At 64.3% G+C, this 21,080-nt stretch carries 19 protein-coding genes and 2 tRNA genes; 19 read left to right on the forward strand and 2 right to left on the reverse strand.

The genetic code is table 11. The features are described from left to right. The first annotated feature begins 32 nt into the window (after positions 1-32). From IVB36_RS03315 to IVB36_RS03335, 5 genes are all read left to right on the forward strand, one after another. Positions 33-767: a tRNA-uridine aminocarboxypropyltransferase gene (locus IVB36_RS03315; protein ID WP_018457801.1), complete on the forward strand. Its 735-nt coding sequence runs from the start codon at positions 33-35 to the stop codon at positions 765-767. 197 nt (positions 768-964) lie between these two features. After that, the gene (locus tag IVB36_RS03320) at positions 965-1,681 is read left to right on the forward strand and encodes an ABC transporter permease (RefSeq protein WP_085385242.1); all 717 of its coding nucleotides are present in this window, start codon (positions 965-967) and stop codon (positions 1,679-1,681) included. Positions 1,682-1,691: 10 nt separating this feature from the next. After that, entirely contained in the window at positions 1,692-2,444 is a 753-nt protein-coding gene (locus IVB36_RS03325; protein WP_247390600.1) for an ABC transporter ATP-binding protein, read from the forward strand. A 58-nt stretch (positions 2,445-2,502) separates the two neighbouring features. Further along, a tRNA-Cys gene (locus tag IVB36_RS03330) sits at positions 2,503-2,576 on the forward strand. A gap of 188 nt (positions 2,577-2,764) precedes the next feature. After that, entirely contained in the window at positions 2,765-2,911 is a 147-nt protein-coding gene (locus tag IVB36_RS03335) for a hypothetical protein (RefSeq protein ID WP_018457804.1), read from the forward strand. A gap of 87 nt (positions 2,912-2,998) precedes the next feature. Here IVB36_RS03335 and IVB36_RS03340 read toward each other — a convergent pair whose 3' ends face one another. Then, on the reverse strand, positions 2,999-3,211 hold the full coding sequence (locus IVB36_RS03340; RefSeq protein WP_018457805.1) for a hypothetical protein: 213 nt from the start codon (positions 3,209-3,211) through the stop codon (positions 2,999-3,001). Between the two features lie 256 nt (positions 3,212-3,467). Here IVB36_RS03340 and IVB36_RS03345 point away from each other — a divergent pair, with 256 nt between their 5' ends. The 13 genes from IVB36_RS03345 (at position 3,468) to IVB36_RS03405 (ending at position 19,384) form a co-directional block, all read left to right on the forward strand. Beyond that, entirely contained in the window at positions 3,468-3,731 is a 264-nt protein-coding gene (locus IVB36_RS03345) for a hypothetical protein (RefSeq protein WP_018457806.1), read from the forward strand. A gap of 432 nt (positions 3,732-4,163) precedes the next feature. Continuing rightward, the gene (locus IVB36_RS03350) at positions 4,164-5,081 is read left to right on the forward strand and encodes an ABC transporter substrate-binding protein (protein ID WP_026233444.1); all 918 of its coding nucleotides are present in this window, start codon (positions 4,164-4,166) and stop codon (positions 5,079-5,081) included. Next, positions 5,081-6,703, forward strand: a complete 1,623-nt coding sequence (locus IVB36_RS03355) for an amino acid ABC transporter permease/ATP-binding protein (RefSeq protein WP_018457808.1) — start codon at positions 5,081-5,083, stop codon at positions 6,701-6,703. Before IVB36_RS03350 ends, IVB36_RS03355 begins: the two co-directional genes overlap by 1 nt. A gap of 49 nt (positions 6,704-6,752) precedes the next feature. Next, positions 6,753-7,994 carry an acetamidase/formamidase family protein gene (locus IVB36_RS03360; protein ID WP_018457809.1) on the forward strand — a complete coding sequence of 414 codons (1,242 nt, stop codon included), beginning with the start codon at positions 6,753-6,755 and terminating at the stop codon, positions 7,992-7,994. A gap of 259 nt (positions 7,995-8,253) precedes the next feature. Beyond that, positions 8,254-10,587, forward strand: a complete 2,334-nt coding sequence (locus IVB36_RS03365) for an acetamidase/formamidase family protein (protein WP_247390604.1) — start codon at positions 8,254-8,256, stop codon at positions 10,585-10,587. A gap of 16 nt (positions 10,588-10,603) precedes the next feature. Beyond that, a complete protein-coding gene (locus tag IVB36_RS03370) occupies positions 10,604-10,987 on the forward strand; it encodes a RidA family protein (RefSeq protein WP_026233445.1) in 384 nt (127 codons plus the stop codon). A 972-nt stretch (positions 10,988-11,959) separates the two neighbouring features. Further along, positions 11,960-12,328: a hypothetical protein gene (locus IVB36_RS03375; protein WP_085349822.1), complete on the forward strand. Its 369-nt coding sequence runs from the start codon at positions 11,960-11,962 to the stop codon at positions 12,326-12,328. A gap of 133 nt (positions 12,329-12,461) precedes the next feature. Then, positions 12,462-12,536 (forward strand) — tRNA-Asn (locus IVB36_RS03380). Positions 12,537-12,712: 176 nt separating this feature from the next. After that, entirely contained in the window at positions 12,713-12,892 is a 180-nt protein-coding gene (locus tag IVB36_RS03385; protein WP_026233446.1) for a hypothetical protein, read from the forward strand. 136 nt (positions 12,893-13,028) lie between these two features. Further along, positions 13,029-13,691 (forward strand): protein-L-isoaspartate O-methyltransferase, encoded by a 663-nt coding sequence (locus IVB36_RS03390; RefSeq protein ID WP_247390607.1) that lies wholly within the window; start codon positions 13,029-13,031, stop codon positions 13,689-13,691. Positions 13,692-13,894: 203 nt separating this feature from the next. Next, complete coding sequence (locus IVB36_RS03395; protein ID WP_018457815.1) at positions 13,895-15,286, forward strand: TolC family outer membrane protein; 1,392 nt, start codon at positions 13,895-13,897, stop codon at positions 15,284-15,286. A gap of 306 nt (positions 15,287-15,592) precedes the next feature. Continuing rightward, entirely contained in the window at positions 15,593-16,366 is a 774-nt protein-coding gene (locus tag IVB36_RS03400; protein WP_026233447.1) for a DUF2497 domain-containing protein, read from the forward strand. Positions 16,367-16,507: 141 nt separating this feature from the next. Next, the gene (locus IVB36_RS03405; RefSeq protein ID WP_247390620.1) at positions 16,508-19,384 is read left to right on the forward strand and encodes a valine--tRNA ligase; all 2,877 of its coding nucleotides are present in this window, start codon (positions 16,508-16,510) and stop codon (positions 19,382-19,384) included. A gap of 2 nt (positions 19,385-19,386) precedes the next feature. Here IVB36_RS03405 and IVB36_RS03410 read toward each other — a convergent pair whose 3' ends face one another. Further along, positions 19,387-19,989, reverse strand: coding sequence for a DNA-3-methyladenine glycosylase (locus tag IVB36_RS03410; RefSeq protein ID WP_204511178.1), 603 nt, complete (start codon positions 19,987-19,989; stop codon positions 19,387-19,389). A gap of 130 nt (positions 19,990-20,119) precedes the next feature. On the opposite strand from IVB36_RS03410, the gene lipA reads away from it, so the two are divergent. Continuing rightward, positions 20,120-21,076 carry a lipoyl synthase gene (lipA, locus tag IVB36_RS03415; protein ID WP_007591147.1) on the forward strand — a complete coding sequence of 319 codons (957 nt, stop codon included), beginning with the start codon at positions 20,120-20,122 and terminating at the stop codon, positions 21,074-21,076. The last annotated feature ends 4 nt before the right edge of the window (positions 21,077-21,080 follow it).

Genomic DNA, 21,080 nt, shown 5'->3' on the forward strand with positions numbered 1-21,080 from the left:
TGAACCGCCGTGCAGAGCGTATAGCGGCGACTATGTCGAACCCCACCGCCGCCGCGCCGGCCGATCCGATCCCCGAATGCCCGCACTGCCAGAAGCCGATGCCGTTGTGCATCTGCGACAGCGTCACGCCCATCAAGAACCGGCTCTCGCTCCTGATCCTTCAGCATCCGCAGGAGCAGGACAGGGCGCTCGGCACTGCGCGGCTGCTTGCGAAGCATTTCGCCGGTGCCACGCTGCGGGTCGGCCTGTCCTGGCCGAGCCTGTCGAAAGCGCTGGGGCAACCCATCGAGAACGCCTCGCACTGGGCGGTGCTCTATCTCGGCTCGGCGCACGCCACCGATCTCGAGGCCGAGGGCGAAATCCTGGCTCTCAACCGCAAGAGCGAGGTCGCGGACAACCAGCGCGCGCGCCTCGGCAAGCTCGAAGGTGTGGTGCTGCTCGACGGCACCTGGAGCCAAGCCAAGGCCCTGTGGTGGCGCAACCCGTGGATGCTGAAATGCCAGCGCGTCATCCTGAACCCGACCACCCCATCGCGGTACGGGCGCCTGCGCAAGGAGCCTCGGAAGGACGGACTGTCGACCATCGAGGCTGCGGCGACGATCCTCTCCGCTCTGGAGAAGCGCCCGGACATCGCCGAGACGCTGAATGCCAGCTTTGAACGGATGTTAACCCGCTACCGCGAGGTCCAGACCGAGATGCCCGAATTGGCGCCAAAGCCGCCGGTGAAGGACCGCCGGCGCGGTGTCCGGCGGGTCAAGCGAGCCTGACTCCGGTCCGGATCATCCGTACGGCCGATTGTCCCGCGAGAGGCGGGCGGATAGAGACCGTCGGCCAATAGGCCGCTATCTGCTATGCTCTCGCACGATCGGAACGCCGGAAACGAAGGGGCCGTCGCATTCAGCTTGCAGCCAAGGAGATCCTTGCCCAGGCGGCGCGGTTCGATCGTTGGGGCACGCTTGCCCTGATGGACGTTTCGCTGCGCTATCGGCGTACCGTGATCGGCCCGCTCTGGATCACACTGACGCTCGCGGCGACCATTGCCAGCGTCGGCACGGTCTATGCGGCACTGTTCAGACAGGACATCACGAGCTTTCTGCCGCACTTTGCCGTCGGCCTGATCGTCTGGACGCTGATCGCGACGACGCTCCAGGAAGGTTCCCACATCTTCGTGGCATCAGGCCATTTGATCAAGGCGGTGCCGGCGCCGCTGATCGTGCACGTGCTCCAGATGATGGCGCGCAACGTCCTCATCTTCGCGCATCATCTGGTGATCGTCGTCCTGCTCTATCTCCTGATGCCGTGGCCGCTGCATGGGAGCATGCTGCTCGCGGTACCGGGCTTCGCGATCCTGCTCACTGTGCTGCTGGGTGGCTCGGTCGCGCTCGGTATGCTCTGCGCGCGGTTTCGTGACATCGGCTCGGCGATCGTCAGCGGCCTGCAATTCGTCTTCTTCCTGACGCCGATCATCTGGACCGAAGACAGCGCGCGCGGCACCGCGTTTTATTGGCTGATCCGCGCCAATCCGTTCGCGACGCTGCTCGATCTGGTGCGCAGGCCGCTACTGTCGCAGTCGACCGATGCGGAGCAATGGCTCCTCGGGGTCATCTATGCGACCGTCGTGGCCGTCATCGGCCTCGGCTGCTACGCGAAATACCGCCATCGTGTGGCGTATTGGCTGTGAGGCACGAGATATGACCCCCGCAGCTCATATCGCGCTTCGCAACGTCTCGGTAAGGTTTCCGGTGCTGTCGTTCCGCGACCGCTCGCTGCGCAGCCGGTTCGTCAACGCGATGACACTGCGGCGGACCACGGCGACCCCGCACATCGTCTCCGCGTTGAATGACGTCAACCTCGACATCCGTGCCGGCGATCGCGTCGCCATCATCGGCGCCAATGGCGCCGGCAAGACCACGCTGCTGCGGGTGCTCGCCGGCATCTACCATCCGACGTCGGGCAGCGTGGACGTGCTGGGCCGCTGTCTGCCGCTGTTCGATCTCTCGGCCGGATTCGACGAGGAAGCGACCGGCTACGAGAACATCATGCGGCGTGGCCTCGTGATCGGCGCACGGCGCTCCGAGATCGACGCCAAGCGGGGGGAGATCGCCGCATTCACCGAACTGGGCGACTGGCTCGACCTGCCGCTGCGCACCTATTCCAGCGGCATGATGCTGCGCCTGATCTTTGCAGTCGCAACCGCCGTCGAGGGCGAGATCGTGCTGCTCGACGAATGGATCGGCGTCGGCGACCAGCAGTTCCGCAAGAAGGCGCGGCAGCGGCTCGACGAGATCGTTGTACGCGCCGGCATTCTGGTGCTCGCCTCGCACGACATCGAGTTGATCAAGAGCACCTGCAACCGCGCGATCCTGCTGGAGGAGGGGTGGATTGTGGCCGCCGGCGCGACCGATGAAATTCTCGGCCAATATCTCGGCGGCGCGAAGGCGTAGCTGGTCCGGTCGGGGTTGCCTAAACCTGTGATCCCCTATATTGCTCCGCCCTCGTTGGGGCCACGTGGCGGAGTGGTTACGCGCCGGTCTGCAAAACCGTTTACTCGGGTTCGAGTCCCGACGTGGCCTCCATCTCAACCTCCTGATATTTCAGCAATATTCGATCGTATCGCGGCTGCCATCGGCCCGCGCGGGCGATGCGTGCTGGCCGCGCACACCGGGTTTGCCCGGGGCCCGGCGGAAACCCGCCATTCAGCCCGCTGGCATAGTCTTCGCATCTGCGAAGTGATGCATCCCAACGATCGAGCGCTGGAGAGCACGTGAGCGAAACCGTCCGATTTGTCCCGAAATCCGAGCTGGAGCGGGCCCGCCTCATCCGCGAGGCCCGTGCGATCTATGACAGCATCTTTCCGCCGGCCGCACCCGACCAGGCGCCGCAGGACGGCGGAGAGCGGGTCAAGACCTGATCGCGATCACGCGGGATTTTCACCGCGTAGCTGCCATAGCAAAACGCCCGCGGAGCGCGGGCGCGTCGGCTCACGGTGAAATTGGCTTCAGCAGGCCGCGTACCAGCCGTCCGGGAAAGGCACCAAGGGCCAGGCGCCCTCATTGTCATTGGCGGCTTTGGGCTTCGCGGAGGCGTTGGGCTTCGCGTAATACGTCCACGAGCGCGGCACGAGATCCTCCCCCGGCACGAACGCCAGATCTTCATGGACCATGGCGTCCTGGACGGCATCCAGCAGCAAGTTGAATTCGGCTTCGCTCATCACACCCTCCGGACCGCGGATGGCGCAATATCGCAAAGCCGGTTTGTTTCCCGGTTGAGCCGATCGATCGCATTTTAACGATCCGCCAATCGGGTCCCGATTGGTTAGCGATTGATGAAATCGCGTTGGGAAACTTAGGTTCCTGCCGGGGTGCCCGCAGTGTGAAGGATGTCACATCTTTCGCTGTTTATTTCTCCTACCCCTTTGCACACCGGCCAATACAGGCCGGTCGGGCAAAGCAGACGGGAGACTGGTCATGAAGGCGCGGTTCTTGCGATTTGCGGGCGTGAAAAGCCGGGCGCGCCGGGCCTCGACGGTCGGGCTGTTCCTGACGCTGTTTGCCTCCGCCGCCCATGCGCAGCAGGGAACACCCGAGCAGCGCCGGGCCTGTACCCCCGACGTCTACCGGCTCTGCGCCGGCGAAATCCCCAACGTCCGCGCCATCACGGCCTGCCTGCGCCGTAACAGGCCAAGCTTGAGTGAGGCTTGCCGCATCGTGTTCGATCAGGCCGGCGGCTGACATACCGGCCCTGTGGGTTTGTGCGCAGCAAGTGGCTCGCGCGGGCAGGCGAATCCGGCATAGTCGTCCTGTGGATACACCTGTGGGTATGCTGCGGACAGGCTGGGGACGGCGGGAGATGTGCTTCGGATGTCGGCCGCAGATGCGTCCTTTGATTGTCACATCTCTGTCAAATGACCTCACCGCATGATTCGCTGATCGTGCAGATCGCGGCGTCACGCAAGATCATGTGGTTTCCCCGAATTCGCAATTGCGCGCTACAGCGTCCCGCATTCACGAACAGTTTTTGAGCAGCTGCCTGCCCAAATGGCGGGCTCCCTCCATCCAATTTTTTGTACGCCCGCGGACAAGCTTTCCGGTCCGCTCTCCTCCTAGGCTCGCTTCCGCGATCTGGAACATGGCCATTGCCATGACAATTCGAAGGAGCTGGAGATGGAGAGACCCGTATTGCCCCAGGCGCGGGGGAACGCACGTGCATCGCTGTCTTGGCACAAGGCCGCGCTCGGCGCCGCGGTCACTTTCGGCGCGCTGGCAGCCGCGCCCCTGAGCGCGCAGGCTGCGGCGCCTGCGGCCTGCGCCGCGCTCCAGGACAAATATCCGGACTGGAAGGGCAAGACCCTCGTCAACGCCATCAACCCGCACACGCCGGGCTATGAGACCATCGATCCGAAGGATCCGAGCAAGTATATCGGCTTCGACATCGATCTCGGCGAAGCCATCGGCGAATGCCTCGGCTTCAAGTTGACCTACAAGCCGGTGACGTTCGCGGCGCTCCTGACGACGCTGGCCGCGGGACAAGCCGACATCGTGATTTCCGACATCTACGCCACCAAGGAGCGCGCCAAGGCCGCCGACTTCATCACCTATTCGAAAGTGTTCGACGGCGTGCTGGTCGCCAAGGGCAATCCGAAGGGCATCAACGGCATCAACATGTCGATGTGCGGCGCCGCTGCCGCTGAAAACACCGGCTATGTCGAGGTGCCGCTGATCCAGACGCTGATGCCTGAGTGCAAGAAGGCCGGCAAGGCCGAGCCGACCGTCCAGCTCTACGACAACAACGCCAACTGCATCCAGGCGATCCTCGCCGGTCGTGCCGACACCTATGTCAACGACGTCAACACCGTCGACAGCGCGGTGAAGGCCTATCCGGACAAGCTGGAGAAGGCGACCGCGGTGACGATCCCGTATTCGGTCGGCATCGCCGTCCCGAAGGACAAGCCTAAATTCCGCGACGCCGTGCTCGCAGCCCTGATCGAGGTGCAGAAGGCCGGCACGCATATGGAGCTTCTGAAGAAGCATGGGCTCGACGTGAACAACTTCAAGGAGCCTGACATTCTGACGGCCGACTGATGTCGCTATTCCTCCATTACCTGAGCATGCCGTATCTGCTCGAGGGCATCGAGCTCACCCTCGAGGTGACTGCCCTCGGGCTCGGCGGCGGATTGATCCTTGGATTGATCCTCGCCGGCATGCAGCTCTCCCGCTTCTGGCTGCTGGCGGCGATCGCCAGGGCCTACACCGTGATCTTCCGCGGCACGCCGCTGATCCTGCAAATGGTGTTCGCCTACGACGCGTTGCCGCATATCGGGATCAAGCTGCCGGCGGTGCTGGCCGCCGGCCTTGCGCTGGCCTGCAACGAGGCGCCGTTCATCGCCGAGATGCTGCGCGCCGGCGTGCTCGGTGTCGACCGCGGGCAGGTGACGGCCGGCCAGGCGCTCGGCATGACGCCGCGGATCCTGATGTGGCGGGTGATCGCGCCCCAGGCGATCCGCACCATGATCCCGGCCTTCGGCAACGAGGCCGTGAGTGCGCTGAAGAATTCGTCGCTCGCCTCCGTGGTCGCGGTCCAGGAGCTGACCCTGCGCTCGACCCAGCTTGCGTCCTCGACCTTCGACTTCTTCTCGATCTTCTTCGCCTCGGGCCTGCTATACCTGGTGCTGACCTTTGCCATCAGCATCATCCAGCTTTTCGTCGAATGGTTGCTCGATCTCGATCGTACCAAGGGCCGCCAGCGCAGGCTCGCCGATTACCTGCCCTGGCGTCGCGTCGACCTCGCCACCAAGCTCGAACTTGCCGCAGCGATCGTCGACGTCCAAGTGCCTGCACAGGCTGAGCTCACCGACACGCCACCGCTGGCCTTGACCCGCGAGGAACGCACCCGGCGCGCGGCGACGATTTCACGCAACAACATCGCGGTCGAGACCAAGGACCTCACCAAGAGCTACGGCGGGCAAAAGGTGCTTGCCGGCCTCGATCTCACCGTACGCGTCGGCGAGGTCGTCGCGCTGCTCGGGCCCAGCGGCTCCGGCAAGAGCACGCTGCTCCGCTGCATCAATCATCTCGAAAGCTGGGACGGAGGCACGGTGCGTGTCGGCGGCCGCCGCCTCGGTTTTGGCGACGACGGCAAGCTGCTGCCGCCCCGCGCGATCGCCAATGAGCGGGCAAGCGTGGGCGTCGGCATGGTGTTCCAGCAATTCAATTTGTTTGCCCATCTCTCGGCCAAGGAGAACATCGCCGGGCCCTTGCGCTGGGTGCACGGCATGACCCGCATTGATGCCGATCGCCGCGCCGCCGAGCTGCTCGAGCGGGTCGGGCTGTCGCACCGCGCCGACGCGCTGCCGCGGCATCTCTCCGGCGGCCAGCAGCAGCGCGTCGCGATCGCCCGAGCGCTCGCCCCGAACCCCAGCGTGCTGCTCCTGGACGAGCCGACCTCGGCGCTCGATCCCGAGCTCGTCAGCGAGGTGCTGGAGGTGATCCGGCGGCTCGCCGTCGATGACGGCCTCACCATGATCATCTCGACGCACCAGATCCGCTTCGCCGACGAGGTCGCCGACCGCGTCGCGTTCCTGAGCGGCGGCACGATCATCGAGGAGGGGCCCGCGCACGAGGTGCTCTCCAACCCCCGCAATCCGCTGACCGCGCGTTTCCTCAGCGTGATGGAAGCCGACAAAACTCCGGAGGTGGTGCGATGAGAGCCGCACCCACACCGTTCAAGACCGCGTTTCCAGAAGAGGCCACCTCATGAAGCATGTCACGCTGCCGGTTTCGCCGAAGACCGTCCACTGGGGCTATTTCTCCAAGAAGGTCGCGCCGGCCCTGACCCTGCGCTCGGGGGATCGCGCCACCATCGAGACGCTGACCCATCACGCCAATGATGACTACGAGCGCATGATCCAGGGTGATCCCGGCGCCGAGAGCGTGTTCCAATGGACGCGCGAGCACAAGGCCGTCGGGCGGCGCGGTTCGGGCCCGACCGAAGGCCCGTTCATCCGCGGAGCAGGCGAGGGGATCGGCGTGCATCTCCTCACCGGTCCGGTCGCGATCGAAGGCGCCGAACCCGGCGACATCCTCGAAGTGCGCATCCTCGATATCCGGCCGCGGCCGAGCTGCAGCGCCTGTCATGCCGGGCGCTGCTTCGGCTCCAACATCGCCGCCAATTGGGGCTTTCACTATCACGATCTGATCGAGGAGCCGAAGCCGCGCGAGGTCGTCACCATCTTCGAGCTCGACACGTCAGGCGAGCCCTGCGCCAAAGCGGTCTACAACTACGTCTGGACGCCCCAGACCGACCCCGACGGCATCGTGCATCCGACCATCGATTATCCCGGCGTGCGCGTCGATCACGCCACCATCAAGAAGCGCGAGAACATCCTCACAAGCGTCAGGGTGCCGGCACGGCTGCATTTTGGCACCATGGGGCTCGCGCCGTCGGAGGCCGATTTCGTCAGCTCGATCCCGCCGAGCTATACCGGCGGCAACATCGACGACTGGCGCATCGGCAAGGGGGCGCGGATGTTCTATCCGGTCGCGATCCCCGGCGCCTATTTCTCGGTCGGCGATCCCCACGCCGCGCAAGGCGACAGCGAGCTTGGCGGCACCGCGATCGAAACCTCGCTGACCGGCGATTTCGAGTTCGTCCTGCACAAGAAGGCCGATCTCGCCGGCACCAGCCTCGAAGGTCTCGATCATCCGATGCTGGAGACCGATCAGGCGTGGTCGTTCTACGGCTTCACCTATCCGAACTACCTCGCCGCGCTCGGCGCCGACGCACAGACCGAGATTGCCAACCACTCGAGTCTCGACCGTGCGATGCGCGATGCGTTCCGCAAGCTCAGGAGGTTCCTGATGACCGTGCACGGTTTGAGCGAGGACGAGGCGATTTCGCTGCTATCGGTCGGCGCCGATTTCGGCGTCACCCAGGTGGTCGATGCCAATTGGGGAGTTCACGGCACGATCCGCAAAAACATCTTTCGGTGCGACTGATGGGCCGTTGCCCGGATGGAGCGCAACGCAATCCGGGTTTGTCACGCCGGACTCAAAAGGCCCCCGGATTACGCTTCGCTCCATCCAGGCTACACATCGTGCTCGACGTTGACATCGCGCTCCAACACTTTGAAGAACAGCTCATTTCCAGGATGAGGACGTGACAAAAGACCGTCATTTGCGGCCCCTCGCTGCGACGGATGACCACGTTCGTCTGGCACAGAGGTTGCTTCGATCCACTGCAATCTGGGTCGATCCGATGAGCTTCCGTCCTTTCACGAGCGAGTCCTACGCTCAAGACGACCGCCCCGAAGCCTGGCGGGACGTGCTCGCCGCGGTCGGCCTGCAGCCGGCGGCAGGCCATTGCTTCCTGGATGGGCACGCAACGGCGTCACATCGCCACGCCGCAGGCGTTGCGCTGACGCGCATGGCGGCCGGCGCCCAGACCATCGGTCCGCGTCCGCAGGCCAACGAAGACCTGCCGATTGCGCTGATGCCGGTCGAGGACGGCATGGTGCTCAAGAGCGCCGCCGGCCATCGCATCGTTCCGGTGGGCCATCTCGTGCTGCTGCCGCGGAGCGGGGACTGGAGCATCGTATTCCAGCGCGACATGCGCGCCGTCGTGCTGTCGGTGACCTCGGAGGCGCTGCACGGCCGCCTCTCGGGCAGGCCGCGGCTCGGCGAACCCAGGGTCGTTCCGCCCAGCGGCTTTGCCGATGTCTTCGCGCGCTTGATGGACGCGACCGCGCGCACGCTCGACACGCTGAGCGATGCCGAATGGAATGCGGTCACGCAGTCGCTCGTCGATCTGCTGCTGACACTCGCCCATCAATTGGCGGCTTCGACGTCCGACGCCGGATCGAGCGCGACGCAGTCGGCACTCCTGCACCGGATCTGCCAGACCATCGAACGCCGCCTCGACGATCCCGGACTGGTGCCGGCGCGCGTCGCGCAGGCCGAAGGGATTTCCGAGCGCTATCTGCAAAAGCTGTTCGAGACGGTCGGCGACAACTTTACTCATTACGTTCGCGAGCGGCGGCTGCAGCGCGCCTGGGCCGATCTGTCCAATCCGTCCGAGGCGCATCGCTCAATCTCGGAGATCGCCTACGCCTATGGGTTTGGCGATTCCGCGCATTTCAGCCGCGCCTTCCGCCATCGCTTCGGGCTGCCGCCGCGCGAGTTTCGCCAGCAGGAAGCGGAGCGGGCGACGACCCAGCAGGGGATAGCCGGTCAGCGCGGCTGGCCGCAGGATGCGCTGGCGCAGCTTCGCGTGCACCCGGCGAGCGCCGAGGCGCGCGGCAATCTCGCCCGAACCGACATCGACGAGCCGAGAACGGCCGAACGCAAGCATCATCATCTTCCGATCGAAGCCCACCGTGTTCATTGGGGATATTTCAGTCGCGCGTTACAGCCGCAGCTCGAGATCAATTCGGGTGATACGATCACGATCGAAACGCTAACGCAGCATGCCTCCGATGATCCTGAGCTGATGATCGCGGGCGATACCGCCGCCGAAAGTGTATTCGGTTGGACCAAGGCGAGGAAGAACGTGGATCGCCGCGGCGCGGGTCCGATGGATGCCAGCATATTCGGGCGCGGCGCCGGCGAAGGCTTTGGCGTGCACATCTGCACGGGGCCCGTGTCGGTGAAGGACGCCCAGCCCGGCGACGTGCTGGAAGTCCGGATCCTCGACATCGTACCGCGCACAAGTCGTCATCCGAAACATTCAGGGCGCGTGTTCGGCTCCTCGGTCGCGGCCTGGTGGGGCTATCATTACGACGAATTTCTTTCAGGACCGAAGCCGCGCGAGGTCGTGACGATCTACGAAATCCTGGACGATACCGATGCGCCGCATGCCCGCGCGCTGTATTCCTACCGCTGGGAGCCGCAGACCGACCTGTTTGGCGTGGTGCACGCCACCTACGACTATCCCGGCGTTCCGGTCTTGCCCGGCACCGTGAAGCGCCGCCACGCCGTGCTCGACGGCATCCGCATTCCCTTGCGCCCGCATTTCGGCGTGATCGCGGTGGCGCCGCGCGAGGTCGATTTCATCGACTCCGTGCCGCCGTCCTATTTCGGCGGCAATCTCGACAATTGGCGCTTGGGGAAGGGGGCGACCGTCTATCTTCCGGTCTCCGTTCCCGGCGCATTGTTATCGGTCGGCGATCCCCATGCCACGCAAGGCGACGGCGAATTGAGCGGCACCGCGATTGAATGCTCGATGACCGGAACCTTCGAGGTGATCCTGCACAAGAAGGCCGACCTCTCCGGCCAACCCTTCGCCGATCTCTCTTATCCCCTGATCGAAACCGAATCTGATTGGGTCCTGACCGGATTCAGCCATCCCAACTACCTCGCCGAGTTCGGCGCTCAGGGCCAGAGCGAGGTTTACGCAAAGTCCTCGCTCGATCTCGCCATGAAAGATGCGTTTCGCAAGATGCGACGCTTCCTGATGAACGTGAAGGGGTTGAGCGAGGACGAGGCGATCGCGCTGATGTCGGCCGCCGTCGACTTCGGCGTCACGCAGGTGGTCGACGGCAATTGGGGCGTGCACGCGATCATCAGCAAGCGCCTGTTTCTGGACGCGCCTTAAACCGAAGGATACTCCAGTGAAATTCCACATGATCAGCGGCGGACCCAAGCCGGTCGCGCCCTTCAGCCACGCGGTGGAGACCGACGGTTTTGTCTTTGTCACCGGCCAGATGCCGGACACGCCGCAAATCCCGGGCGTGCTGCCGGAGGGCATCGTGGCGCAGACGAGGGCGGTGATGGAGAATTTGAAGGTGGTGTTGGCGGGCCTCGATCTCGGTTTCGAGCACGTCGTGATGACACGCATCTATCTCACGCGTTTCAAGGAAGACTACACCGCGATGAACGAGACTTATCGCGCGTTCTTTCCGCCCGACCGCCTGCCGGCCCGCACCTGCGTCGGTGTCACCGGGCTTGCCTACGACGCGCTGATCGAGATCGACCTGGTCTGCCGCCGGCCGTGAGGAGATGATCCGTAGCCCGGATGGAGCGAAGCGCAATCCGGGATTCGTTTAACGGATACAGGGCCCCGGATTACGCTTCGCTTCATCCGGGCTACAAGCCCTTGCGTTGCCCGACGGGCAAAACACCCAAACGACGGGTCAATCCGCTCGCGCGAAAATATTCTACTTTACCGAAATTCGACTTTGGCGTATTCAGTCGCCACCTCATCCCTGTCAGCGGGGCGTATCGCGATCGTCACGAACGCGGGGTGAGCTGCGGTGGACGCTAGTCACATCGGCGCGAAGGGCTTTGCAGGGCGGGCAACCGTGAGCGAAGGCGTCGCGCACACGACCGGTGCTATTAGCGTACGGCAAAACCGTGTCGTCCTGACGCCCGGGGTCTGTGCGTCAAGCCTTGTGGTGATGTCGCTGCCCGACCGGGCGCGCAGCATCAGCCATCCGCAAGGCGACGGGGGCAATAGTGCATCGCTCCCCGAGGAGAACTCGGCATAAGCCGTAAAACCACTGCGCAGGGAAGGCCGTGTGTTGGGCTTCACCTGTATGCCGCTGTGCAGAATCTTGTAGTTCAACCTTCGCACAGTGGACCGTGGGTGCCAGCCGGCACCCGGTCTTCCCTGCGCCCTCTGACGAAGAGGGTGTACGAAACAAAGCAAAGCTCGGGCGAGCCAAGCCGCGAGGGCGCGAAGCTGTGTCTGCGACAAGAATATTCGCGCGGTGCCGGGCGCCCGCCCCGGAGACAACAAACCCCGCGATCTATGAATGCCGGTTCATTGCTGCGGAGAATTCGAATCAATAAGAATTGGCTCGCTGCGCGTCTCGCGTCGTGCAGAGAGCCGGAGGCGGATCGATCGCGTCTTGCACCTTTCGATTGCGCCTCCGACGAATCCTTCGAGGCAACGCCATTGGTTGCCGCGGCGCCTGCGCCGATCGACGTCAGGCACCGAAAGCCCGTTTCGATCGGGGGAATTTCATATGAAGTATTTTCTGTCTGCACTGATCGCGGTCGGTCTATCGATTGCCGCCGCGCCTTCGTACGCGGCTGACGCCCGCAACGTCACTGTCGTCAACGAGACCGGCTATGCCATCAAATTCCTGGGCTTCAACGCCCCGGACGATGGCATGGACGAATGGGACAACGAGCTGGACAAGGTTTTGCAGAACCAGGCGAGCACCTATGTCGAGTTCGACGATGACGACGAAGGATGCGTCTGGAACGTCCGCGTCGACTGGCAGAACTATGACGAGACCGTGCTCTGGAAGAACGTCAACCTCTGCAAGTTCACGGCACTCCGGCTGCGCTACGATTCCGGCACCAAGACCACTTCGTTCGTCGCCGAGTAACTTGACCTGAGGCCAGGCGGAGGAGGGGCCGCGTGCCCTTCCTCGCCGCAATGTGCCACATAGCGAATTCGTCCTTTGCAAGCGCAAGCGGCTTTGTTATACGCAGCCGCGCGCGAACGACAGGTTCGCCCTTTCCTCGGTAGCTCAGCGGTAGAGCATCCGACTGTTAATCGGATGGTCGCTGGTTCGAATCCAGCCCGGGGAGCCAAATTCCGCTTCATTTTCAGCAACTTGGGCCCAGACTCTGATCTGGCGTGCGATCTCGTTGCGGCAGATCCTCAATTAGATGTGTACCGTCGCGAGCCGGCATCCTCCCTGGTGACGCCAAAACGACTCAATTGAAATCGAGCTTCCAGAGGCCGGTCCTTTACGGAGCTGATTCCCATGCGAGACATCCAGGTCGACCGTTTCCCGCTGGCCCCCTCCATTCTGCCGGCGGACATCCCCGAACTCAGCGACGACGAATGCCTCGCCTGTCTGGCGCGGGCGGTCGAGACCCACGATTCGGCACGGCTGGACGAAGTCGCCGCATTGATCGGCCGCCTCGCGGTCACGATCGAATAGGCGGCTCACCCTCGACGTTGCGAGTTGCGGAAGGGCCCGGTTTGCGGGCCAAAGCCATGTTGCGTTTTCGCAGGGCCTGTTCCAAAGATGCCGCCAACTTTCGTCCGCGGCATCGTCCGCCTTGCAGGGTCCGCAAATGTCCGTTTTCTCGACGGCGCGCCTAAAAATGGTCGATGGCCAGGTGCGCACCAGTGACGTCACCGACCGTCGTGTTCTCGACGCCATGCTCACGGTTCCGCGCGAGGCTTTCGTGCCCGCCAGCCGGCAGGCGTTGGCGTATCTCGACCTCGATCTCGACGTCGGCGAGGGAGGCGCCAAGCGGTTCCTGATCAAGCCGCAGCTGACCGGCAAGCTGCTCCAGGCCGCCGAGATCGGCGAGGATGACGACGTGCTGGTCGTCGGCTGCGCCACGGGCTATCTCGCTGCGCTGACCGCCAAGCTCGCGCGCAAAGTCATCGCGACGGAATGCGATTCGGGCCTGGCGGCAAAGGCCAACGACGCCTTCGCCGCCCTCGGGTTGGCCAACGTGGCCTGCAAGGCCGCGGCCTGCACCGAAGGTGATGCCGCCGCAGGTCCCTATGATGTGATCGTCCTCAACGGCGCCACCGAGGTGACCCCGGCAGGGCTGCTCGGGCAGCTCAAGGAGGGGGGGCGCCTGGTGGGGGTCTCGGCCGAATCCAGGCCGCCGCGAGCCATGATCGTGACCCATACCCACGGCGAATTCGGCCATCGGGCGCTGTTCGATGCCGCAGCCCCGGTCCTTCCGGGGCTGGAACGGGCCGCCGCCTTCGTCTTCTGACGGCTTTGGCCCGTTAAAATCCCGTTCTGAATCAGAAGTGTGGCCGGGATGCTGCACGTGAAGAGTTTCCACCGAGAACACCCCTCAGGTAGTTCCGTCGCGCTTGACCGCGTCCTATGTTGCGGCGGGGCAACGACTCCACTCGTAGACGGTAACCCAGCTCGCGGGCACGAGCCGGGCGTTAGAATGAACGGAATTTTTGGATGCATGGGGTGAAGCTCTTCACCGGAGCAGCGGTTTCGGTCCTGCTGCTGGCGCTTGCCGCGCCGACGCCTGCCTTGGCGGATACGATCGAGGCTGCGCTGGTGCGCGCTTATCAGAACAATCCGCAGCTCAACGCGCAGCGCGCCCAGGTGCGCTCGACTGACGAGAACGTGCCGCAAGCGCTGTCGGGCTATCGCCCCAAGGTCGGGATCAATCTCAGCACCGGCTATCAATATCAGGATATTCAGCAGACGCAGAAGGCTGTGCCGATCCATAGCGACCCGCCCCTTCAGCCCAATAGCGCCAGCCTGACCATCAACCAGACGCTCTATAACGGCAATCAGACCGCCAACAGGACGCGCGTGGCGGAAAGCCAGGTCTCGGGATCCCGCGAGGCGTTGCGTGTGCTCGAGCAGACGGTCCTGCTGCAGGCTGCGACCAGCTACATGGATTATCTTCGTGACTCCGCCACACTCGAAGTTCAGCGCAGCAATGTGCGCGTCCTCGAACAGACGCTCAAGCAAACGCGCGATCGGTTCAATGTCGGCGAGGTGACGCGCACGGACGTGGCGCAATCCGAAGCGCAGCTCGCGGCAGGCAGGACCCAGGCCCTGACGGCCGAATCGAATCTCACGACGACGCGTGCCAATTTCCGCCGGATCATCGGCAACGAGCCGACGAACCTTGCGCCGGGCTCGCCGGTCGATCGTTTCCTGCCCGGGACGCTCGCCTCCGCCGTCGGTCTCAGCCTGGTGGAGAACCCCAACGTCACGGCATCGATGTTCGGCATCGACGTCAATTATCTCCAGGTCAAGATCAACGAAGGCGCGCTGCTGCCGACCCTCACGGTTCAGGCTGGCATCACCCAGTCGTACCAGCAGACCCTGACGGTCTTCCGAACGACGACCGCTTCCGCCATCGCGACCGCCTCGGTGCCGATCTATCAGGGCGGCGCTGAATATGCGCTGATCCGCCAATCGAAAGAGAACTTGGCGCAGCAGCGCCTGAATCTTGAAACCACACGCGATCAGACCCGCGCCAACGTCGTGCAGGCCTGGGGCCAGTTGGAAGCCGGCAAGGCGCAGGTGCAGTCTGCGCAGGCGCAGGTTACGGCCTCCGAGATCGCGCTGAACGGTGTGCGCGAGGAAGCCAAGGCCGGCCAGCGCACCACGCTGGACGTGCTCAACGCGCAGCAGGCGCTGGTCAACGCGCGCGTGGCGCTCGTCACTGCCCAGCATGACCGCGTGGTGGCGTCCTATTCGGTGCTCAACGCGGTCGGTCGTCTCGCGCCGCAAGTCCTCGGCCTCAACACCACTGTCTACGATCCCAGCGTGCACTACCATCAGGTCCGCGACAGCTGGGCCGGCGTACGCACGCCAGACGGACGCTAGAGTCCCGTAATCATCCGGTCGGCCTCGCAAATAGCCGAAGCCGACCGGTGCTTTGCTTGCAATCAGCAAAATCCCTGACATAGCCTTGCCAAGAAGGATGCGGGTCGATTCGCTCTGCATCCGATGCCGTGTGCGTAAAGCATGAGTGCCGAGGGCAGGGGCGCACCGCTGCACGTTGAGCTGTCATCTGGGGACAAGTCGGGCTGCCGTGACGAAAATGTCGGGCCACCCATCCGGAACCGGCCAATCCTGTCGTGCTTGGTGTAAAACAACGCATGCGAGGGCGTTGATGATGTGGAGTCGGAGATGACGCAGCCTGCAAAGGTCACAGAACCCTCGATGGAGGAGATTCTGGCCTCGATCCGGCGCATCATTGCCGACGATGAGGCCAAGCCGCCGCCGGCGGATGCCGCTAAGCCCGAGAAAGCTGCCGCCCCCGCCGCGTCACCGAAGCCGCAGGTGATCAACGATATTCCGCCATCCAAGGTCGCGCCGCCCAAACCGGCCGCCGAAAAGCCGGCACCGGCTCCGGCCGCAAAGCCGGCAGCGCCGCCGGCCGCCGCACCCGAGGTGGATGCATCCAACAATCAGGACGATATCGACGCGCTGCTGGCGGGGCTCGACGCAGCCACGCCCGCGCCGGAAATCCGTGCTCCCGAGCCGGAGCCCGAACCTGAGCCCGACGTGCTGGAATTGACCGACGATATGGCGCTGGCGATGGAGCCGACGCCGCCTCCGCCGCCGCCGAGCTTCCGCAAGGTCGAGCCGCGCGACGATCTCGAATTCGCCGAATCGCCGGCGCCGCGTCCGACGCCGGCATCCTATGCGCCCGTGGACTTCGATGCGCCGCCGCTGCCGCCCCAACAGCCGATGCTGGCGCAATCGACGGTCTCCGCGGTCGAATCCGCCTTCAATTCCCTGGCCCACACGGTGCTCAGCAGCAATGCGCGAACTCTGGAGGATCTGGTCAAGGAGATGCTGCGTCCGATGCTGAAATCCTGGCTGGACGACAATTTGCCGGGCCTGGTCGAACGCATCGTGAAGGCCGAAATCGAGCGGGTATCGCGCGGCGGCAGGTAGATCGGGCCGCAGAGCCCTCATAAAGCCCTGCTTGTGGGTAATATTCTGTTTCCCGACCGGACCGGAAAGCCCTGTTGCCGCCTGGCTTTCCGTTGACTTGTCCGTTGACTTGGACCCCGTGCGCGGCTTTCTAACAGCGCCATGATCGAGAAAAATTACCAGCCCGCCGATATCGAAGCCCGCATGTCCGTCGTGTGGGAGGACAGCCTTGCCTTCAAGGCCGGCCGCCCAGACCGCCGCGACGCTGTGCCCTTTACCATCGTGATCCCGCCGCCGAACGTGACGGGCTCGCTGCACATGGGCCACGCCCTCAACAACACGCTCCAGGACATCCTGTGCCGGTTCGAGCGCATGCGCGGTCGCGACGTGCTGTGGCAGCCCGGCACCGACCATGCCGGCATCGCCACCCAGATGGTGGTGGAGCGGCAGCTGATGGAGCGCCAGCAGCCCAGCCGTCGCGAGATGGGCCGCGAGAAGTTTCTGGAGCGGGTCTGGCAGTGGAAGGCCGAGAGCGGCGACACCATCATCAACCAACTCAAGCGGCTCGGCGCCTCCTGCGACTGGTCGCGCGAACGCTTCACCATGGACGAGGGCCTGTCCAAGGCCGTGGTCAAGGTGTTCGTCGAGCTGCACCGCGACGGCCTGATCTACAAGGACAAGCGGCTGGTGAACTGGGACACCAAGCTGCTCACCGCGATCTCCGATCTCGAAGTGCAGCAGACCGAGGTCAAGGGTAGCCTCTGGTACCTGCGCTATCCGATCGAGGGCAAGATCTTCAGCCCCGAGGATCCCTCGAGCTTCATCGTCGTTGCCACCACGCGCCCGGAGACCATGCTCGGCGATACCGGGGTGGCCGTGCATCCCGACGACGAGCGCTATCAGAAGCTGGTCGGCAAGAACGTGATCCTGCCGCTGGTCGGCCGCAAGATCCAGATCGTCGCCGACGATTATTCCGATCCGGAGAAGGGCTCGGGCGCGGTCAAGGTGACGCCGGCGCACGACTTCAACGATTTCGAGGTCGGCAATCGCCACGGCCTCGCCCGAATCAGCGTCATCGACAAGGAAGGTTGCCTCGATCTCCTCGACAACGAGGATTATCTGCGCGACCTGCCGGAAGGTGCCTCGCAGTTCGCCGAGGAGTTCAACAAGCTCGATCGCTTTGCAGCGCGCAAGCGCATCGTCGAGCGACTGGAATCGTTCGGTTTCGTCGAGCGGATCGAACCTCACACCCACATGGTGCCGCATGGCGACCGCTCCGGCACGGTGATCGAGCCCTATCTGACCGACCAATGGTATGTCGACGCCAAGACGCTGGCGAAGCCCGCGATGGCCGCCGTGCGTTCGGGCGAAACCACCTTCGTGCCAAAGAACTGGGAAAAAACCTATTTCGAGTGGATGGAGAACATCCAGCCCTGGTGCATCTCGCGCCAGCTCTGGTGGGGCCACCAGATCCCGGCCTGGTACGGTCCTGATGGCAAGGTGTTCGTCGCCGAGACCGAGGAGGAGGCCGTCAGCCACGCCCTCGGCTATTACGTCGAGCAGGAAGTCATCACGGTCGAGCAGGGCCGCGAGATGGCGCTCGACCGCAACAAGCGGGACGGCTTCATCACGCGCGACGAGGACGTGCTCGACACCTGGTTCTCCTCGGCGCTGTGGCCATTCTCGACCCTCGGCTGGCCCGCAGACGCGCCGGAAGTGCAGCGCTACTACCCGACCAACGCACTGGTGACGGGCTTCGACATCATCTTCTTCTGGGTCGCCCGCATGATGATGATGGGGCTGCACTTCATGAAGGAGGTGCCGTTCTCGACGATCTACATCCACGCCCTCGTCCGCGACGAGAAGGGCGCCAAGATGTCGAAGTCGAAGGGCAACGTCATCGATCCGCTCAGCCTGATCGACCAATATGGTGCGGACGCGCTGCGCTTCACGCTGGCCGCGATGGCCGCGCAGGGGCGCGACATCAAGCTCGCCACCAGCCGTGTCGAGGGCTATCGCAATTTCGCGACCAAGCTCTGGAATGCGTCGCGCTTTGCGGAGATGAACCATTGCGCCGTGCCCGAAGGCTTCGAGCCGGCGAAGGTCAAAGAGACGCTGAACCGCTGGATCGCACATGAGAGTGCGCACACCACGCGCGAGGTGACCGAGGCGATCGAGGCCTATCGCTTCAATGACGCCGCCGGCAGCATCTACCGCTTCGTGTGGAACGTCTATTGCGACTGGTATCTCGAGCTCGCAAAACCCGTGCTACTCGGCCCCGACAGCCCTGCCAAGGCCGAGACCCGCGCCATGGTGGCATGGGCGCGCGACGAGATCCTGAAACTGCTGCACCCCTTCATGCCCTTCATCACCGAGGAGCTGTGGGAGGTGACGGCCAAGCGCGACGGTCTGCTCGCGCTGGCACCGTGGCCGCTGAAGCCGGCCGGGCCGACGCCGGAGCAGCTTGCGATGCTCGCGGCGACGACGGGGCCGACCGACGCGCTCGTCTCGCCGGTTTGGGTGCTGCCGATCTTCGACCATGCCGACTTCGCCGATCCCGCGGCCGAGGCCGAGATCGGCTGGGTCATTGACCTTGTCACGCAGATCCGTTCGGTGCGCGCCGAGATGAACATCCCGCCGGCGACCCTCACGGCGCTGGTGCTCGCAGGCGCCTCGGCCGAGACGAAGGAGCGCGCGCCGCGCTGGAGCGACGTCATCAAGCGCATGGCGCGGCTGTCGGACATCTCCTTCGCCGACCGTGCGCCCGACGGCGCGGTCCAGCTCCTGGTGCGCGGCGAGGTGGCCGCGCTGCCGCTGAAGGGCGTGATTGACGTCGTCGCCGAGCGCACGCGTCTGGACAAGGAGATCGGGAAGGCCGACGCCGACATCAAGCGTGCCGAGTCCAAACTGGCCAACGAGAAATTCGTGGCCAACGCGGCCGAGGAGGTCGTCGAGGAGGAGCGCGAGAAGCGCGAGGCCGCGCTCGCCCGCAAGGCCAAGCTGCTCGAGGCGCTGGAGCGGCTCAAGCAGGCGTCGTAAGCTTATTTCGGAAACGGCTTGCTGAGGAATTTCGAGCCCCTGACACCATAGCGCCAGGGCAGCTCGACCGCCTTGGTGATGCCGATCCGGATGCCGGCCGCCACCTCGAAGTCCTCCGTCCGCGCATGCAGCGCGATCGGCGGACGGTCGAGCGGCAAGGCATTGTGCGCGATGGTGATGCCGAGCGCTTCGGTCAGCTTGCCCGGGCCCGAGCACAACGTGTGCAAATCCTGGAGATGGCGGCGCCGCCGCATCGCGGCGATTCCGTGGGTCGGCTCCAGCGCGCGGATCAGCACGGCGCTGGCCGAGCCTTCTTCCTCGCAGACGAAGTTCACACACCAGTGGATGCCGTAGGAGCGGTAGACATAGGCAAAGCCGGGCGGGCCGAACATCACCTGGTTCCGCGGCGTCGGGCCATTGTAGGAGTGCGCCGCCGGCTCGGTATGATGATAGGCCTCGACCTCGACGATGATCCCGCCAACGCCGTTGACCAGCATGGTCGCACCGATCAGATCGGGCGCGACCTCGTGGACGCTGCGCGCGAAAAAGGTACGCTTCAGGGCTTTGCCGAGCCGAGGAGTAGAGGTCTTCGAGACTGGAGCCATTCGAGGTGAGAATCGCCAGAGAACAGAGCAGGATATTGCCCATATCTGCCATGTTCCCTGAAGCGGTGCGAGCCGGGTTGCGATGCCCGGCCAGACCGACTAGGTAGGACTTGGTCAGACCGGACACCCCATGGTCGTTATCGTCGATACCATCTCGAACCCGCTGCGCCCACGTCACCCCGAAAAGGTGAACCGGCCCGATTCCGCTTCGCCGCCGAAGCCGGACTGGATCCGCGTACGCGCGCCCAACACCCGCGGCTATGCCGACACGCGCAACATCGTGCGCGCCAACGGCCTGCATACGGTGTGCGAGGAGGCGGGCTGCCCGAATATCGGCGAGTGCTGGGACAAGAAGCACGCGACCTTCATGATCATGGGCGACACCTGCACCCGCGCCTGTGCCTTCTGCAACGTCAAGACCGGCATGCCGAATGCACTTGACGCGGCCGAGCCGCAGAACGTCGGCGAGGCTGTGGCCAAGCTCGGCCTTGCCCATGTCGTCATCACCTCCGTGGACCGCGACGATCTCACTGACGGCGGCGCCGAGCATTTCGCCCAGACCATCCGCGCGATCCGCGCCGCGTGCCCCTCGACCACGATCGAGATCCTGACGCCCGACTTCCTGCGCAAGGAGGGGGCGCTGGAGGTCGTCGTCGCGGCGAAGCCCGACGTGTTCAACCACAATCTCGAGACCGTGCCGTCGTGCTATCTCACGGTGCGGCCGGGCGCGCGCTATTTCCATTCGATCCGGCTGTTGCAGCGGGTCAAGGAGCTCGATCCCACCATCTTCACCAAGTCCGGCATCATGGTCGGCCTCGGCGAGGAGCGCCACGAGGTGCAGCAGGTGATGGACGATCTGCGTTCCGCTGACGTCGATTTCCTGACCATCGGGCAATATCTCCAGCCGACCCGCAAGCATCACGCCGTGATGCGCTACGTGCCGCCGGACGAGTTTTCGTCCTACGAGAAGGTCGCCTACACCAAGGGTTTCCTGATGGTGTCTGCGAGCCCGCTCACCCGTTCGTCGCATCATGCCGGCGAGGATTTTGCGAAACTGAAGGCCGCGCGGGCAGCAAGCGCCCGCTGAATCG

The organism is Bradyrhizobium sp. 35 (genome assembly GCF_023073215.1).
GTDB classification, from domain to species: Bacteria; Pseudomonadota; Alphaproteobacteria; order Rhizobiales; family Xanthobacteraceae; genus Bradyrhizobium; species Bradyrhizobium canariense_D.

Excerpts from the sequence above, each read along its gene's own strand:
- IVB36_RS03315 (WP_018457801.1), top strand. The coding sequence starts at position 33 with ATGTCGAACCCCACCGCCGCCGCGCCGGCCGATCCGATCCCCGAATGC.
- IVB36_RS03320 (WP_085385242.1), top strand. The coding sequence starts at position 965 with ATGGACGTTTCGCTGCGCTATCGGCGTACCGTGATCGGCCCGCTCTGG.
- IVB36_RS03325 (WP_247390600.1), top strand. The coding sequence starts at position 1,692 with ATGACCCCCGCAGCTCATATCGCGCTTCGCAACGTCTCGGTAAGGTTT.
- IVB36_RS03340 (WP_018457805.1), bottom strand. The coding sequence starts at position 3,211 with ATGAGCGAAGCCGAATTCAACTTGCTGCTGGATGCCGTCCAGGACGCC.
- IVB36_RS03345 (WP_018457806.1), top strand. The coding sequence starts at position 3,468 with ATGAAGGCGCGGTTCTTGCGATTTGCGGGCGTGAAAAGCCGGGCGCGC.
- IVB36_RS03350 (WP_026233444.1), top strand. The coding sequence starts at position 4,164 with ATGGAGAGACCCGTATTGCCCCAGGCGCGGGGGAACGCACGTGCATCG.
- IVB36_RS03355 (WP_018457808.1), top strand. The coding sequence starts at position 5,081 with ATGTCGCTATTCCTCCATTACCTGAGCATGCCGTATCTGCTCGAGGGC.
- IVB36_RS03360 (WP_018457809.1), top strand. The coding sequence starts at position 6,753 with ATGAAGCATGTCACGCTGCCGGTTTCGCCGAAGACCGTCCACTGGGGC.
- IVB36_RS03365 (WP_247390604.1), top strand. The coding sequence starts at position 8,254 with ATGAGCTTCCGTCCTTTCACGAGCGAGTCCTACGCTCAAGACGACCGC.
- IVB36_RS03375 (WP_085349822.1), top strand. The coding sequence starts at position 11,960 with ATGAAGTATTTTCTGTCTGCACTGATCGCGGTCGGTCTATCGATTGCC.
- IVB36_RS03385 (WP_026233446.1), top strand. The coding sequence starts at position 12,713 with ATGCGAGACATCCAGGTCGACCGTTTCCCGCTGGCCCCCTCCATTCTG.
- IVB36_RS03390 (WP_247390607.1), top strand. The coding sequence starts at position 13,029 with ATGTCCGTTTTCTCGACGGCGCGCCTAAAAATGGTCGATGGCCAGGTG.
- IVB36_RS03395 (WP_018457815.1), top strand. The coding sequence starts at position 13,895 with ATGCATGGGGTGAAGCTCTTCACCGGAGCAGCGGTTTCGGTCCTGCTG.
- IVB36_RS03400 (WP_026233447.1), top strand. The coding sequence starts at position 15,593 with ATGACGCAGCCTGCAAAGGTCACAGAACCCTCGATGGAGGAGATTCTG.
- IVB36_RS03405 (WP_247390620.1), top strand. The coding sequence starts at position 16,508 with ATGATCGAGAAAAATTACCAGCCCGCCGATATCGAAGCCCGCATGTCC.
- IVB36_RS03410 (WP_204511178.1), bottom strand. The coding sequence starts at position 19,989 with ATGGCTCCAGTCTCGAAGACCTCTACTCCTCGGCTCGGCAAAGCCCTG.
- lipA (WP_007591147.1), top strand. The coding sequence starts at position 20,120 with ATGGTCGTTATCGTCGATACCATCTCGAACCCGCTGCGCCCACGTCAC.